The organism is Actinomadura sp. KC216, assembly GCF_004348535.1.
GTDB lineage: Bacteria > Actinomycetota > Actinomycetes > Streptosporangiales > Streptosporangiaceae > Spirillospora.
In genome coordinates, this window is sequence record NZ_SMJX01000227.1 from 1 (window position 1) to 13918 (window position 13918).

At 73.3% G+C, this 13918-nt stretch carries 19 protein-coding genes and 1 tRNA gene; 5 read left to right on the forward strand and 15 right to left on the reverse strand.

The window, feature by feature from the left end; translation table 11 throughout:
- Positions 1-596: MFS transporter (locus E1264_RS30275; RefSeq protein WP_132178866.1), on the reverse strand; the 596-nt coding region annotated here is incomplete at its 3' end.
- The gene (locus E1264_RS30280; RefSeq protein WP_243711253.1) at positions 593-1279 is read right to left on the reverse strand and encodes an LppX_LprAFG lipoprotein; all 687 of its coding nucleotides are present in this window, start codon (positions 1277-1279) and stop codon (positions 593-595) included. The genes E1264_RS30280 and E1264_RS30275, both read right to left, overlap by 4 nt.
- 159 nt (positions 1280-1438) lie before the next feature.
- Here E1264_RS30280 and E1264_RS30285 point away from each other — a divergent pair.
- A tRNA-Ile gene (locus E1264_RS30285) sits at positions 1439-1512 on the forward strand.
- A 121-nt stretch (positions 1513-1633) separates the two neighbouring features.
- Here the strand turns inward: E1264_RS30285 and E1264_RS30290 are convergent.
- Positions 1634-2407, reverse strand: a complete 774-nt coding sequence (locus E1264_RS30290; protein WP_132178867.1) for an enoyl-CoA hydratase-related protein — start codon at positions 2405-2407, stop codon at positions 1634-1636.
- Positions 2408-2472: 65 nt separating this feature from the next.
- Between E1264_RS30290 and E1264_RS30295 the strand changes: the two genes are divergently transcribed.
- Positions 2473-2865 (forward strand): hypothetical protein, encoded by a 393-nt coding sequence (locus tag E1264_RS30295; protein ID WP_132178868.1) that lies wholly within the window; start codon positions 2473-2475, stop codon positions 2863-2865.
- A 12-nt stretch (positions 2866-2877) separates the two neighbouring features.
- Positions 2878-3183, forward strand: coding sequence for an MTH1187 family thiamine-binding protein (locus tag E1264_RS30300; RefSeq protein ID WP_131970118.1), 306 nt, complete (start codon positions 2878-2880; stop codon positions 3181-3183).
- Here E1264_RS30300 and E1264_RS30305 read toward each other — a convergent pair.
- The 6 genes from E1264_RS30305 to E1264_RS30330 form a co-directional block, all read right to left on the reverse strand.
- Positions 3161-3535 carry an STAS domain-containing protein gene (locus E1264_RS30305; protein ID WP_165964460.1) on the reverse strand — a complete coding sequence of 125 codons (375 nt, stop codon included), beginning with the start codon at positions 3533-3535 and terminating at the stop codon, positions 3161-3163. The genes E1264_RS30300 and E1264_RS30305 overlap by 23 nt on opposite strands.
- Before the next feature lie 107 nt (positions 3536-3642).
- Complete coding sequence (locus E1264_RS30310) at positions 3643-4098, reverse strand: MarR family transcriptional regulator (protein ID WP_132178870.1); 456 nt, start codon at positions 4096-4098, stop codon at positions 3643-3645.
- Positions 4095-5549: an MFS transporter gene (locus E1264_RS30315; RefSeq protein WP_132178871.1), complete on the reverse strand. Its 1455-nt coding sequence runs from the start codon at positions 5547-5549 to the stop codon at positions 4095-4097. The genes E1264_RS30310 and E1264_RS30315 overlap by 4 nt, the downstream gene beginning before the upstream one ends.
- A gap of 24 nt (positions 5550-5573) precedes the next feature.
- Positions 5574-6419 (reverse strand): ABC transporter ATP-binding protein, encoded by an 846-nt coding sequence (locus E1264_RS30320; RefSeq protein WP_132178872.1) that lies wholly within the window; start codon positions 6417-6419, stop codon positions 5574-5576.
- Entirely contained in the window at positions 6419-7450 is a 1032-nt protein-coding gene (locus E1264_RS30325) for an iron chelate uptake ABC transporter family permease subunit (RefSeq protein WP_132178873.1), read from the reverse strand. The genes E1264_RS30320 and E1264_RS30325 overlap by 1 nt, the downstream gene beginning before the upstream one ends.
- Complete coding sequence (locus E1264_RS30330) at positions 7447-8493, reverse strand: iron chelate uptake ABC transporter family permease subunit (protein WP_132178874.1); 1047 nt, start codon at positions 8491-8493, stop codon at positions 7447-7449. Before E1264_RS30330 ends, E1264_RS30325 begins: the two co-directional genes overlap by 4 nt.
- Positions 8494-8643: 150 nt before the next feature.
- Here E1264_RS30330 and E1264_RS30335 point away from each other — a divergent pair, with 150 nt between their 5' ends.
- A complete protein-coding gene (locus E1264_RS30335) occupies positions 8644-9714 on the forward strand; it encodes an ABC transporter substrate-binding protein (protein ID WP_132178875.1) in 1071 nt (356 codons plus the stop codon).
- A gap of 11 nt (positions 9715-9725) precedes the next feature.
- Positions 9726-10577: a siderophore-interacting protein gene (locus E1264_RS30340; protein ID WP_132178876.1), complete on the forward strand. Its 852-nt coding sequence runs from the start codon at positions 9726-9728 to the stop codon at positions 10575-10577.
- A 1-nt stretch (position 10578) separates the two neighbouring features.
- Here the strand turns inward: E1264_RS30340 and mnhG are convergent, their stop codons facing one another.
- The 6 genes from mnhG to E1264_RS30370 all read right to left on the reverse strand — a co-directional run.
- A complete protein-coding gene (gene mnhG / locus E1264_RS30345; RefSeq protein ID WP_132178877.1) occupies positions 10579-10917 on the reverse strand; it encodes a monovalent cation/H(+) antiporter subunit G in 339 nt (112 codons plus the stop codon).
- Positions 10914-11195 carry a monovalent cation/H+ antiporter complex subunit F gene (locus E1264_RS30350; RefSeq protein WP_132178878.1) on the reverse strand — a complete coding sequence of 94 codons (282 nt, stop codon included), beginning with the start codon at positions 11193-11195 and terminating at the stop codon, positions 10914-10916. Before E1264_RS30350 ends, mnhG begins: the two co-directional genes overlap by 4 nt.
- Positions 11192-11752, reverse strand: coding sequence for a Na+/H+ antiporter subunit E (locus E1264_RS30355; protein WP_132178879.1), 561 nt, complete (start codon positions 11750-11752; stop codon positions 11192-11194). The genes E1264_RS30350 and E1264_RS30355 overlap by 4 nt, the downstream gene beginning before the upstream one ends.
- Positions 11749-13281 carry a Na+/H+ antiporter subunit D gene (locus E1264_RS30360; protein WP_132178880.1) on the reverse strand — a complete coding sequence of 511 codons (1533 nt, stop codon included), beginning with the start codon at positions 13279-13281 and terminating at the stop codon, positions 11749-11751. The genes E1264_RS30355 and E1264_RS30360 overlap by 4 nt, the downstream gene beginning before the upstream one ends.
- Positions 13278-13736 (reverse strand): Na(+)/H(+) antiporter subunit C, encoded by a 459-nt coding sequence (locus E1264_RS30365; protein ID WP_132178881.1) that lies wholly within the window; start codon positions 13734-13736, stop codon positions 13278-13280. The genes E1264_RS30360 and E1264_RS30365 overlap by 4 nt, the downstream gene beginning before the upstream one ends.
- Positions 13733-13918, reverse strand: a 186-nt coding sequence (locus E1264_RS30370) for a hypothetical protein (protein ID WP_132178882.1), incomplete at its 5' end; no start/stop codon positions are given. The genes E1264_RS30365 and E1264_RS30370, both read right to left, overlap by 4 nt.

A 13918-nucleotide genomic window follows, 5' to 3' on the forward strand; every position in this document is an offset into this window, starting at 1 on the left:
ACGCCCGGCCGCGGCCCCTCACCTTTGCCTCGCCCGCCCGGCACCGCGTACTGGACGGCGGCCATCGCCCCCGCCACCAGCGGCACGTTGATCCAGAAGATCGCCCGCCAGTCGGCGACCGCCGCGATGCCCGCCCCGTACAGCGGGCCGAGCACGCTCCCCAGCTCCTGCGCCGCCCCGACCGCGCCGAGCACCACGGGACGCTGCCGCTCGTCCCACAGGTCACCGGCGAGCGCCATCGTCACCGGCAGCAGCGCACCGCCCGCGACGCCCTGCACGACCCGTCCCGCCGTCAGCACCGGCACGCCGTCCGCCAGCGCGGTCACCACCGAGCCGGCCGCGAAGAACACCAGGCACGCCTGGAGCAGCGGGCGCCGCCCGAACCGGTCCGACAGCTGCCCGAGCAGCGGCATCGCCGCCACGTACCCCAGCAGGAACCCCGTCAGGACGGGCGTCACCCGCTCCAGCCGGTTGATCGGGACGTCGAGGTCCTTCACCACCGGCACCAGGATCGTGGTGACGACGTAGGCGTCCAGCGCCGCCAGCAGCACCACCGCGCCGCCCGCACCGATCGCGACCCGGCGCCGCCCGCTCACGTCGGCGCGCTGATCTTGTACGGGGCGTCGAACTCGGTGAACGAGATCACCACCGCGCCCTGCCCCTGCGGGAAGGCGCCCCGCACCTTCACCAGGCGATGAGTCGCCCGGTCGATCCACAGCCGGCCGTCCAGATCCGCGTCGAGCCCGGGGATCAGGGCCGCGAGCTGCGCCTTCGGCAGCTTCGCGCCCACCCGGTTCGTCTGCTTGCCGTCCACGGCCTCCACCGCCTGCGCCTGCGGCGAGGTCACCGACCCCAGCAGCTTGGCGATGCCCCGCTCCGGATCCAGCACCGCCGACGGATCGTACATGGCCGCCGCCAGCGCCTTCGGCAGCTTGCGCCACCCGCCCGTCCCCGCGTCCAGGTAGATGCTGTCGCCCACCGCGACGACCTTCATCTCGACGTTCTGGCCCTGCTGCTCGACCGTCAGCGTCCCTTCCGCGTCGCCGCTGCGGAGCAGTTTCAGGTCGCCGCCCTTCACCGTGACCGGGGTCTTGCCCTCCGACTTCATGGTGAACGCCACGCTCTTCACCGTCCCCATGACCTGCGCGGCCTGCCGCAGCGTCTGCGCGGCGTCGAAATCCGCCTTCTTCGCGGGCTCTTCGGACCCGCCGCCGTCACAGGCCCCGGCGAACAGCAGGCCCGGCAACAGCAGGACGAGGACGAGAATGCGTCTGGACATACGCGGACCCTACCGACGGGTACCCGCACCCGTCACTCGGTACGAGGTATGACATCGCCCAGCCAGAAGTAGGACATCGCCTTTCACAGTGGTCCCCCGTGAGCGGCCGCCGTTAAGATGGCAGTCGGCCACGCCCCCACCGTCACCGGGGGACGCCTCGGGGCGGTAGCTCAGCTGGTCAGAGCAGGAGACTCATAATCTCCCGGTCGCGGGTTCGAGTCCCGCCCGCCCTACAGAGCCGGGGTCCGCGTGTCCGCGGAAAGCGCGGACCGTTACTCCTCCGGAGTGCCCATCTGGGGGGCGACCCCCAGACACCCGATGTGGGGGCTCCGCCCCCACGCCCCTCCCGGCCTGCTAGGCGGGCCAGGTGGGGCGGCGCTTTTCCAGGAAGGCGGTCATGCCCTCCTGCGCTTCCGGGGTCAGGGCCGAGGCGGCCATCACCTCGATCGCGTAGGCGTAGGCGTCCTGTTCCGGGCGGTCGAACTGCGCGTACATCGCCTGCTTGCCGAGGGCCTTGCTGCGGGGGCTGCCCTGGGTGGCGCGCTGGAGGAGTTCGTGGGTCGCCTTGTCGAGCTCGTCGTCGGGGACCGCGTAGTTGATCAGGCCCCAGTCGGCGGCGGTGGCGGCGTCGAACACCTCGCCCGTGAAGGCCATCTCGGCGGCGCGCTTGCGGCCGACGTTGTGGGAGATCGCGACGAGCGGGGTGTGGCAGAACCAGCCGCCCTTGCCGCCCGGCGCGGCGAACCCGGCGCTCTCGGCGGCGACGGCCAGGTCGCAGCTCGCGACGAGCTGGCACCCGGCCGCAGTCGCGAGGGCGTGGACGCGGGCCACCACCGGCTGCGGGATCGACTGGATCGTCCGCATCAGGTCGGTGCAGATCCGGAGCAGGTCGCGGACGTCGGCGTGCGACGCCCCCGCCATGTCGGCGAAATCGTGACCGGCCGAGAAGACCGGGCCGTTCGCCGCGAGGATGACGCCCCGGGAGTCGGTGCCGCCGACTTCCTCGAACGCGCTGGTCAGCTGCAGGAGGAAGGCGCGGGAGAGGGCGTTGCGGCGGCGCGGCCGGTTCATCGTGATCGTCGTGAACGGGCCGTCGCGCTGAACCAGGACGTCTTCGTCTTCGCTCATACTCTCGACGTTACGTCAGACCCTCGTCGTACCGTGGGCGGGTCATCGGACGGCGCCGAGGGGGTATGGCCTTGAAGCTGCTCACCGCCACCAACTCCACCCAGGGATTCCGCGACAACGACTTCGACTGGTGCGTCGAAGGCGAACTCGTCCATATCGGGATGGTCTGCGCGAAAGATCGGGACGACCCGGACGGCGGCTGCGGCTGCGGCCGGTCGTTCGCCGGGCTCAACTCCCATCGCGCGACGACGACCGCGATGGTCAGGGAGATCCCCGGGTTCACGGTCGACGACTACGTCCTCGCGATCAGGTCGAGCCTTGAGCAGCAGGGCTGCGACCCGTCGTTCGCCGAGCACGAGGCGGCGCTGCTGCGGTGCCTGGTGCGCGAATGGCCGGTGGGGGTGATCGTCGAGCGGCGGCTGGATGAGATCGTGGTACGGCAGGTCCTTCAGCCTTAGGGGGTGCGTTCCATGCTCGTCGCGTTCTCGGTGACTCCGCTCGGCGCGGGCGAGGAGGTCGGCGAGCTCGTCGCGGAGGCGGTGCGGGTGGTGCGCGAGAGCGGGCTGCCCAACCGGACCGACGCGATGTTCACCACCGTCGAGGGCGAGTGGGACGAGGTCATGGCCGTGGTGAAGGCCGCCGCCGACGCGGTCGCGGCGCGGGCGCCGCGGGTGAGCCTGGTCCTCAAGGCCGACATGCGGCCCGGGGTGACCGGCGCGCTCGACGCGAAGGTCGAGTCGGTCGAGAGGCATCTCAGCCGGAGAGCCAGTCCCTGATCTCGTCGTCCGAGCGGGGCAGCAGGCACCAGAGGGCCTCCTCGGTCGACGCGCACATCGGGATGTGCCTGTCGAGGCCGAGGATCCGGCAGAGCTTCGCCGGGAACGGGCGCATGCCGACCAGTGCCAGGGCGGTGCCCTCGGCCTGGCAGTTGCACGCGCACTGGTGGAGGGTGCGCAGCCCGTCGGCGTCGAAGAACTCGACCCCGGAGACGTCCAGGACGAGCGGGCGGTGGACCAGCTCCCGCAGCCGCGACCGGACCTCGGGGCACGTCGCCCTGTCCATCTCCCCCGACAGCAGGACGGTCGTGTGCCGGTCGCCCTCGATGACGACCATGTCGACGGTGGTCATGGGACTCCCCCAACGTCCGGCGGTATCGGGTGCACCGTGGGCCATGATGCTCGCCCGCCGCCGCGCTGTCAGGTGAACGGCGGTCGGGGAATCGCCGGCGGGCCGCGTCACTCGTCGGCGATGAGGCGGGCGGTGACGCGGTCGAGGACGGCGAGCTCGTCGGCCGGAAGGCCGTAGAGGGACGGCGGCGGCGTGTCGAGGATGCGTTCGGCCTTCGCCGCGGCGGCGCGTCCCGCCTCGGTCGCCGTGACGAGCTTGGAGCGGCGGTCGGCCGGGTTCGGGGACCGCTCCACCAGCCCGCGGCCGACCAGGTCGTCCACCACGAGGGTGGTGTAGGGGCGGTCGGTGAGCAGGAGGTCGGCGAGGTCGCGCAGCGTCATCGGCTCGGGCGCGGCGGCGATGCGGCGCAGCGCCTTGATCCGGAAGAAGCTCATGCCGAGCGCCTCGGTGGCCTCGCGCCGCCGGTCGCCGCGCTCCAGCAGCAGGACCCGCAGGTTGCGCCACGTCCGCTCCGCCATCTCGGCGCGGGCGCGGTCGTGGGGCCGGACGGCCGGCTCGGTCATCGGGCGCTCGCCTCCGTTGCGTGGTGCTGGTCTTCGCGGTCCTCCGACTCGACGAGGCCGGAGGTTCTCCGGGCGGCCCGGCGGCCGGTGGTGAGGGTCCCGAGGACGAGGACGGCGGCGGCGCAGCCGACCATCGCCCAGTATGCCGGGCGGGCCGCCGCGACGAAGCCGGGTCCGTCGAGCGGGCCGGACAGCCCGGCGGCGAGCACGGCGCCGAGCGCGGCGACGCCGAGCGCGCTGCCGACCTGCCGGCTGGTGGAGGCGACGGCGGCGGCCACCCCGGCCTGGGCGCGCGGCATCCCCGACACGGCCGTGTAGGTGATCGGCGAGTTCAGCATGCCGAACCCGATGCCGAACAGCACGTATCCGGTGAACAGGGTGGCGTCGCGGGTCTCGGCGTCGAACGCGGCGAACAGCAGCGCGCTGGCGAGCATCGCCGCCCCGGCGAGGAACAGGGGCGGCCGCGGGCCGCGGGCGCCGACCAGGCGGCCGGCCAGCGGGGAGCAGACCGCGGTCGCGGCGGCCATCGGCAGCAGGTACAGCCCGGCGTGCAGCGCGGACAGCCCGCGGACGTTCTGCAGGTAGAGCGTGTTGAGGAAGAGGAACCCGCCGAACGCCGCGAAGCCGGTGACCGCGGTGACGACGGCGCCCGAGAACGGGATGCTGCGGAAGAAGCGCAGGTCGATCAGCGGTTCGGGGGCGCGGAGCGCGTGCCGCGCGAACCCGGCGAGCGCCGCGGCGGAGACCAGCGCGGCGCCGTGGACGACGGGGTCGGCGAAGCCGCGTCCGGGCGCCTCGATGATGGCGAACGTCAGCGTGCCGAGGAAGGTGATCAGGAGGAGCTGGCCGAGCGGGTCGGGGCGGCGCGGGCGCGCCGCGCGGGACTCGGGGACGAACAGCGCGGTCAGCGTGAACGCGGCCAGCCCGATCGGGGCGTTCAGCCAGAAGATCGCGCGCCAGCCGACGGAGTCGACCAGCAGCCCGCCGACCAGCGGCCCGAGCGCCATGCTGAGCCCGGCGGTGCCGGCCCAGACGCCGATGGCGCGGGCCCGCTCGCGCGGCTCGGTGAACACGTTCGTGATGATCGACATGGCGACGGGGTTGAGCATCGATCCGCCGATCGCCTGCACGACGCGGGCGGCGATGAGCCAGCCGAGGGACGGCGCGAGGCTGCACAGCACGGACCCGGTGACGAACAGCGCGAGCCCGGTGTGGAACACGCGGCGGCGGCCGAGCCGGTCGGCGGTCGAGCCGGACAGGATGAGCAGCGACGCGAGGACGATCAGGTAGGCGTCGATCGTCCACTGGAGGCCGGACAGCGAGCCGCCGAACTCCTCGTGCAGGGTCGGGAGCGCGACGTTCAGGATCGTGTTGTCGAGGTTGATGATGAACAGGCTCATACAGCAGATCGCGAGCACCGCGAGCCGGCGCCGGGGGCTGAGCTCTGGCATGCGGCGCCTCCGATCGTTGTACCCCTACAACGATTGGAATTCTACAACCATTTCGTGCCGTCCGGCGCGGGCCGGGGCCCGGCGGCGGGCGGCGGGGACGACCAGCGGCGTCCCGGTCTCGGGGCAGTCGATCACCTGGCACGGGAGCTTGAACACGTCCTCGACCAGCGCAGACGTCACCACCTCGCACGGGTCGCCCTCGGCGACGATCCGGCCGTCGCGCATCGCGATCAGGTGCGTGGCGTAGCGGGCGGCGTGATTGAGGTCATGCAGGACGGCCACGACCGTGCGGCCCTCCTCGTGCAGCCGCGCGCACAGGTCGAGGACCTCGATCTGGTGCGCGATGTCGAGATAGGTCGTCGGCTCGTCCAGCAGGAGCAGCGGCGTCTGCTGGGCCAGCGCCATCGCGATCCACACGCGCTGCCGCTGGCCGCCGGACAGCTCGTCCACCGCGCGGGCGGCGAGGTCCTGGACGCCGGTCGCGGCCATCGACTCGGCGACGACCCGCTCGTCCTCCTTCGACCACTGGCGCAGCAGGCTCTGGTGCGGGTACCGGCCGCGCGACACCAGGTCGGCGACCGTGATGCCCTCGGGCGCGATCGACGTCTGCGGCAGCAGCCCGAGCGTCCTGGCGAGCTTCTTCGCGGGCCAGCCGGCGATGGGCGCGCCGTCCAGGACGACGGTCCCGGCGGACGGCTTCAGGATCCGCGCCAGCGCTCGGAGCAGCGTCGACTTGCCGCACGCGTTCGGGCCGACGATCACGGTGAACGACCCGTCCGGGATGGCCACGTCGAGGGCTTCGGTGATGGTGCGCCTGTCGTAGCCGAGGGTGAGCCCGGTGCCGGTGAGCCGCGTCTTTTCGTCCGTCACTAGATACGTCCCGTCTTGCGTTGGGTCACGAGGAGCCAGACCAGGTATCCGCCGCCGAGGAGCCCGGTCACCACGCCGACCGGGAGCTGGTGGCCGGGGAAGGCGCGCTGCGCGACCCAGTCGGCGGCGACCAGCAGCGCCGCGCCCATGCAGGCGGCGGGCAGCAGGTTGGGGCCGGTCGTCCGGGTGAGGCGCCGGGCGAGCTGCGGCGCGGTCAGCGCGACGAACGCGACCGGCCCGGCCGCCGCCGCGGCGAGCGAGGTGAGCAGCACCGCCGCGCCCAGCATGATCAGCCGGACGCGTTCGATGGGGACGCCGAGCCCGTGCGCGGCGTCGTCGCCCATCTCCAGCATCCGCAGCGCCCGCCCGCACCCGACGAGGACCATGGGCCCGAGGACGGCGAGCGCGACGAGCACGGGCGCCGTGTCCGACCAGTCGCGGCCGTCCAGGCTGCCGGTGAGCCACAGGACGGCGCGGGCCGCGTCGGTGATCTGCGCCTGCGTGAGCAGGTAGCCGTTCACGCCGGTGAGGATCGCGGCGACGCCGATGCCGACGAGGATGAGCCGCTGCCCGTGCGCGGCGCGCCGTCCGGCGACCGCGTACACGACCAGGCCGGTCACGAGGCCGCCGCCCGCCGCGCCGGCCGCGACCGCGGCGCTGCCCGCGCCGGTCAGCACGATCACGGCGAGGACGCCGGACGCGGCGCCCTGGGTGAAGCCGAGGATGTCGGGGCTGCCGAGCGGGTTGCGGACCAGCGACTGGAAGATCGCCCCCGCCAGCCCGAGCGCCGCGCCGACCGCGAGCGCCGCCGCCACGCGCGGCAGCCGGATCTGGTTCACGATGAGGGAGTCGGCGGGCGTGCCCTGGCCCAGCAGCGTCCGGACGACCTGGGCGGGGCTCATCGGGAAGTCGCCGCTGCCGATGAGCAGCACGCCCGTGCCGAGCGCCACGGCCAGGCAGGCGGCCGCGACGGCGAGCGCACGCGCGCGGAACCGGAACGACAGCCCGCCGGGCGTCCGGATGACCGTCATCCCGACACCGCCCTGCTGCCGGGACGGCGCACGAAGTACAGGAACACCGGCCCGCCCGCCACGACCATCACGATGCCGACCTGGAGCTCGGACGGGCGCACGACGACGCGTCCGATGACGTCCGCCGCGAGCATCAGCGCGGGCGAGAGCACCGCGCAGTACGGCAGCAGCCAGCGCAGGTCGGGCCCGGTCAGCGCGCGGACGAGATGCGGCACCGTCAGCCCGACGAAGATGACCGGCCCGCAGGCCGCCGTCGCCGCGCCGCACAGCAGCGTCACCGTGACGATCGCGACGACCCGGGCGCGGCCGGGGTCGGCGCCGAGCGAGCGGGCGGCGTCGTCGCCCATCGCCATCGCGTTCAGCGGGCGCGCCAGCAGCAGCGCCGCCACCAGTCCGACCACGACGAACGGCGCGACGCGCACGATCGTGTAGTTCTGCGCGGCGGCGAGGGAGCCGACCGTCCAGAAGCGCATGCGGTCGAGGGACGCGGTGTCGAGCAGCTGCACCGCGCTGACGTAGGAGAACAGCGCGGCGTTCAGCGCGGACCCGGCCAGCGCGAGCCGCGCCGGGGTGGCGCCGCGCCCGCCGCCGACCGCGTAGAGCAGCACCGCGACCGCCCCTGCGCCCGCGAACGCGAACCACACGAAGCCGGTGAACGACGTCACGCCGAGGAACGAGATCGCCGACACGACGGCGGCGGCCGCGCCCGCGTTGATGCCGAGGAGGCCGGGGTCGGCGAGCGGGTTGCGGGTCATCGCCTGCATCACCGCGCCCGCCAGGCCGAGCGCGATACCCGCGAGCAGCCCGAGCACGGTGCGCGGGAGCCGCATCTCGTGGACGATCGTGTACGCGGCCGAGTCGCCGTGGAAGAGCCCGTCCCATGCCTCGCCGAGCGACAGCGGCTTCGCGCCGACCGCCAGGCTGAGCGCGACGGCGGCCAGCAGGAACAGCACCGCGCCGGCGAGCCCGGCCGCGCGCCGCGCGCCCGGCGCCCGCTCGACGGCCGCCGCGGACGGTGACGGCGGGGGTTTGGTCAGCAACACTCGGCGGACTCCGGGGGGACGTGCCGGGGGACCCTCCTCGCGGCGGCGATGGACCGGTCCCCCCCTGGGACGAAGACTTAGGTTAGGTTAACCTAAGCACTCCTCGGCCGGAATGCGGCCATCGTAGTTGATTCATGGAGAACGTCCGAAATGTCATTTATCGGATCCCGTCATCGTTGGCGCAGCGCCGTCCGGAGCGCCGTCCCGGGTACGGGCCTCACGCGGCGAGGGCTGCTCGGTGCGGGCGGCGCCGTCGCCGTCGGCGCCCTCATCAGCGCGTGCGGCGGCGACGGCGGCACCGGAACCGGCGCGGGATCGGGCGGCGGCGCGTGGACGTTCACCGACGACCGCGGCACGAAGGTCGACCTCAAGGCGCGGCCCAGGCGCGTCGTCGGCTACGTCGGCGCCGCCGCCGCGCTGTACGACTTCGGCGTCGACAAGCAGCTCGTCGGCGTGTACGGCCCGACCAGGCTGAAGGACGGCAGGCCCGACCCGCAGGCCGGGGACCTGCCCGTCGACCGGCTGGAGGTCATCGGCAACGCCTACGGCGAGTTCAACATCGAGAAGTACGCCGCGCTCCGCCCCGACCTCCTGGTCGACAACATGTTCCTCCAGGACCAGCTGTTCTACGTCCCGGCAGAGAGCAAGGACAAGATATTCGCGCTGGCGCCGAGCGTCGGCATCGCCACCGGCGCCGTCCCGCTGCCGAAGCCGATCGAGCGGACCGCCGCGCTCGCCGCCGCGCTCGGCGCCGACCTGAAGTCCGCGAAGGTCGCCGCCGCGAAGGCGCGGTTCGACAAGGCCGTCGAGACGGTGCGCGCCGCCGCCAGGGCCAACGCGGGCCTGAAGGTGCTGGCCGCGTCCGCGAGCCCCGACCTGTTCTACGCCTCCAGCCCGGCCAAGAACACCGACCTCATCTACTTCAAGCAGCTGGGCGTCGACCTGATCGTCCCGGACAGGGTCGGCAAGGACGGCTACTTCGAGGAGCTCAGCTGGGAGAACGCCGCCAAGTACAAGGCCGACGTCATCATGCTCGACTCCCGGACGCAGGCGCTCCAGCCGAAGGACCTCGGCTCCAAGCCGTCCTGGAAGGAACTGCCCGCGGTCAAGGCCGGGCAGGTCATCCCGTGGCAGCCCGAGCCCCGATTCTCCTACGCCGGGTGCGCGCCGATCCTTGAGGCGCTCGCCGCGTCCATCACGTCCGCCAAGAAGACCGGTTGAAAGGCTGCGCCATGACGAGTCCGGCCCATCCCTACGCCTTCTTCGACCTGCAAGTCCTGCGCTCAGAGCGGCTGGGCCCGTCCATGTTGCGGATCACCTACGGCGGCCCCTGCCTCGACGGGAACGGGAGCGGCTCGGGCCGTTTCGCCACCGCGGGACGCGACCAGCGCATCAAGCTGTTCTTCCCGCACCCGCACCAGGACGCGCCCGTGATGCCGGACAGCCTCGGCGGCGAGACCTGGTTCGCCGACTGGCGGGCGCTGGACCCGGCCGAGCGGGGCATCATGCGGTCCTACACCGTCCGCGACCAGCGCCCCGGCGAGCTCGACGTCGACTTCGCGCTGCACTCCGACGGCGGGTCGGGCCCGGCCGCGTCGTGGGCGGAGGCGGCGCGTCCCGGCGACCGCGTCGCGGTCCTCGGCCCGACCGGCACCGACAACGGCGGCTACGACTTCCGCCCGCCGCCCGGCGGCCCGGTGGTCATGGCGGGCGACCTGACCGCGCTGCCCGCCATCGCCGGCAACCTCGCTTGGCTGCCCGCCGGGACCCCGGCCCGCGTCTGGATCGACGTCCCGCACCCCGAGGACCGCCAGGACCTGCCGACCGCCGCCGACGCGGAGATCACCTGGGTCTCCCCCGGCGGCCTGCCGGACGCGGTCCGCGGCGCCGAGATCCCGGACGGCGCCTACGCGTGGATCGCGGGCGAGTCCGCCGTCGTCAAGACGCTGCGCCGGCACCTGGTGCAGGAGCGCGGCCTCGACCGCCGCGCCGTCACGTTCACCGGCTACTGGCGGCGCGGCGCCACCGAGGAGGACCTGCTCGCCGAGGTCGTCGCCGGCGGCAGCCCCGCCACCGAGGAGTGACTCAGGCCCGGTCGCCGGGATCCGAGGATTCGTCCAGGGTGAGGGTGTCCGGGTCGACGGCGCCGCTGCGGTGGGCGGCGGCGCCGATCGTCTGGGCCGCGACGGGCGCCGTGATCAGCTGGAAGGCGGCGACGAGCAGCAGCGGGGTGGCGTCGGCGACGGAGTCGGCCTGCGGCGCCACGCCCGCGAGGATGAGCAGGAGCCCGATCGTCTGCGGCTTCGTCGCCGCGTGCAGCCGGGTGAGCAGGTCCGGGAACCGCAGGACGCCGAGCGCGCCCACCGCGGAGAACGCGGCGCCCGCGGGCAGCAGCACGGCGGTGACGACGTCGGCCGCGTTCACGGCCGCTCCTCCGCCCGTCCCCGCGCGTGTTCCGCCGCGAGGCGGGCCGCCGTCACCGAGCCCACGAAGCCCAGCAGCGAGATCGCCACGAGGATGGTGGCGTTGCCGGGCTCGTCGCTGGCGGCGGCGTGCACGGCGATGCCGCTGACCAGCAGCACGGACAGCACGTCCATCGCCATGATGCGGTCGAAGGCCGTCCGGCCGCGGATCAGCCGCGCGGCGGTCATCAGGACGGCGGCGCCCAGCAGCGCCATGGTCACGGTGTAGACGGCGTTCATCTTCCCTCTTCCGTTGGCGGGACGTCAGCGGCCGGTGGGACGTCGTCGGCCGGGGTCGCGAGGGCCAGCATCAGCCTCCGCTCCGTGCGGAGCACGCCGTCCCGCATGGAGTCCGCCTCCTGCGGGCCGCGCGCGGGCATGCCGTGGATGCGCAGGAGCGAGCGTTCCCAGTCGATGCCGACCAGCAGCGTGCCGGGACGGAGGGAGACGCTGGTCGTCACCGCCAGCATCACGAGCTCGGAGCGCGACTGGGCGTCGACCTCGATGATGGCGCCCTGGACCTGCCCGGGGGCGCGCAGCGCGTGCCAGCCGATGACGATGCTCGACACGAGCAGGTCCCACGCGAACTCCAGCGCGGCCTTGGCGAACGGCACCGGCCGCACCCGCGTGACCAGCGGCACCGTGGGCAGCCTGCTCACCGCGTAGGCGATGAGGACGACGGCCAGGCCGCCGGTCACGGTCGCGGCGTCGACCCGTCCCCAGAGCAGCAGCCACACGGCGAGCAGCCACACGGCCATGCCCAACCGGCCGCCGATGTTTCTGAGCAGTCCGTTCACCGGGACTCCCCGCTGAGCACGGCCTGCCGGTAGGCGGACGGGTCGAGCAGGTCGATCGCGGCGCGGCGGCTCCACGACGACAGCGGTCCCGCGAACACCGCGATGAGGAGCCCGGCCACGACCATGACGGCGGTCACCGACTGCATCACCCGCACGCCGCCCCGCGTGTAGGACTCGTCGTCGGGCGGCTCGGCGGGCGGCTCGGGGACGCCCTCGGGACGGGGCCGCCAGAACCCGAGCGCCCAGATCCGCGACATCGCGATCAGCGTCAGGAGGCTCGCCAGCACGGCCACGCCCGTCACGGCGTAGGCCAGCGGACGCCCCTCGCCGAGCCCCGCCTGGAACAGCGCCAGCTTGGCGACGAACCCCGACGTCGGAGGCACCCCGCTCACGCTCATCGCCGGGACGAAGAACAGCACGGCGATAAAGGACGAGAGCTGCGCCAGCCCGCCGAGCCGGTGCAGCGACGTCTCCCCCGTACGCCCCTGCATCAGATCGCTGACGAGGAACAGCGTCGCCTGCACCACGATGTGGTGGACGAGGTACAGGATCGCCCCGGTGAGCCCCGCGACGCTGAACAGCCCGAGCCCGAACAGCATGTACCCGATGTGTCCGACGAGCGTGAACGAGAACACCCGGTGGATGTCGTCGTGCGTCAGCGCGCCGAGCGTGCCGACGAGCATCGTCCCGGCCGCCAGCGCCAGCATGATCCACGATCCGTGCTCGTGGGGGAACAGCAGCGTCTGGACGCGGATCAGCGCGTAGATCGCGGCCTTCGTCAGCAGCGCCGCGAACACGGCCGTGACCTTGGTGAGCGCGGCCGGGTAGGCGTCGGGCAGCCACAGGTGCATCGGCACGATCGCGCCCTTGATGCCGAACACGACGAGGAACAGCATCCCGAGCGCCGAGCGGGTGCCCGGGGGCAGGGCGTCCACGCGCGCCGACAGGTCGGCGAGGTTCACGGTCCCGGCGGCGGCGTAGGTCAGGCCGAGCGCGGTGAGGAACAGGATCGAGGAGGTGAGGCTGACGACCGTGTACGTCATCCCGGCCCGCATCCGCTCCGCCGTCGGGGTGAGCGTCATCAGGACGTAGCTCGACGCGAGCATGACCTCGAACGCGACGAACAGGTTGAACAGGTCCCCGGCGAGGAACAGCAGGCATACCCCGGCGGTCAGCGTGAGGTAGGCGGGGTAGAACACGCCGGGTTCGTGCCGCCCGAGCCCGCCGGCGCCCTCCCCCACCGCGTGCAGCATGATCGCCAGCAGGACCCCGGCGGACACGACCAGCAGCAGCGCCGACAGCCGGTCCGCGACGAGCGTGATGCCGAGCGGCGCGGGCCACCCGCCCATCTGGACGGCGATCACCCCGTCCCGCGCGACGGCCGCCACCAGCCCGGCCGCGGCCGCGACCACCCCCGCGCCGACCAGCGGGGCGAGCACCCGCAGCCACGTCTCCCGCCGCCGGCTGATCATCGCCAGCGCCGCGCCGAGCAGCGGCAGCGCGAACGGCAACGGCACGAGCACGTTCATCCGCGGCCCCCGCCGCCGTCCCGCCGGTCGTCCCTTTCCCGCGGGTCCTCCTCGACCGGGTCGGACTCCTCGGCTTGTGGCTCGTCCTCGCGCCGGCGGCGGCGCTCGGCGCAGATGCGGCGGTCCTCGACGTCGTCCATGACCTCGTCCGCGCCGAGGAGCACCTGGCTCCGGTAGGCGAGCGCCAGCAGGAACGCCGTGACCCCGAACGTGATCACGATCGCGGTCAGCGCCATCGCCTGCGGCAGCGGGTCCGCCGAGGGCCCCTCGCCCTCGCCGAGGATCGGCGGCGTGCCCGCGGCCCCGCCCGCCAGCAGCAGGACGAGGTTGGCGCCGTGCCCGAGCAGCATGAACCCGACCACGACCCGGATCAGCGATCGCTGCATCAGCAGGTCGAACCCGGCCGCGAACAGCACCCCGACCAGCACGACGAGGACGAGCGCGGGCCCGTTCACGCCCTTTCCCCCGCTTCCTCCGCGTCGTCCGGATCGTCCGCGAGGTCGCCCTCCAGGCTCGCGCCGAGGGTGGTGAGGATCGTCAGCACCAGGCCGAGCACCAGCAGGTACACGCCGGCGTCGAAGACCAGGCTGGTCGGCACGTGGACGTCCCCGATCACGGGCACGGACGCGTGCAGGAC

Excerpts from the sequence above, each read along its gene's own strand:
- E1264_RS30290 (WP_132178867.1), bottom strand. The coding sequence starts at position 2,407 with ATGAGCGAAGACGAAGACGTCCTGGTTCAGCGCGACGGCCCGTTCACG.
- E1264_RS30335 (WP_132178875.1), top strand. The coding sequence starts at position 8,644 with ATGTCATTTATCGGATCCCGTCATCGTTGGCGCAGCGCCGTCCGGAGC.
- E1264_RS30305 (WP_165964460.1), bottom strand. The coding sequence starts at position 3,535 with ATGACCACCGTCGACATGGTCGTCATCGAGGGCGACCGGCACACGACC.
- E1264_RS30315 (WP_132178871.1), bottom strand. The coding sequence starts at position 5,549 with ATGCCAGAGCTCAGCCCCCGGCGCCGGCTCGCGGTGCTCGCGATCTGC.
- E1264_RS30295 (WP_132178868.1), top strand. The coding sequence starts at position 2,473 with ATGGCCTTGAAGCTGCTCACCGCCACCAACTCCACCCAGGGATTCCGC.
- E1264_RS30280 (WP_243711253.1), bottom strand. The coding sequence starts at position 1,279 with ATGTCCAGACGCATTCTCGTCCTCGTCCTGCTGTTGCCGGGCCTGCTG.
- E1264_RS30360 (WP_132178880.1), bottom strand. The coding sequence starts at position 13,281 with ATGAACGTGCTCGTGCCGTTGCCGTTCGCGCTGCCGCTGCTCGGCGCG.
- E1264_RS30310 (WP_132178870.1), bottom strand. The coding sequence starts at position 4,098 with ATGACCGAGCCGGCCGTCCGGCCCCACGACCGCGCCCGCGCCGAGATG.
- E1264_RS30340 (WP_132178876.1), top strand. The coding sequence starts at position 9,726 with ATGACGAGTCCGGCCCATCCCTACGCCTTCTTCGACCTGCAAGTCCTG.
- E1264_RS30300 (WP_131970118.1), top strand. The coding sequence starts at position 2,878 with ATGCTCGTCGCGTTCTCGGTGACTCCGCTCGGCGCGGGCGAGGAGGTC.
- E1264_RS30350 (WP_132178878.1), bottom strand. The coding sequence starts at position 11,195 with ATGAACGCCGTCTACACCGTGACCATGGCGCTGCTGGGCGCCGCCGTC.
- E1264_RS30325 (WP_132178873.1), bottom strand. The coding sequence starts at position 7,450 with ATGACGGTCATCCGGACGCCCGGCGGGCTGTCGTTCCGGTTCCGCGCG.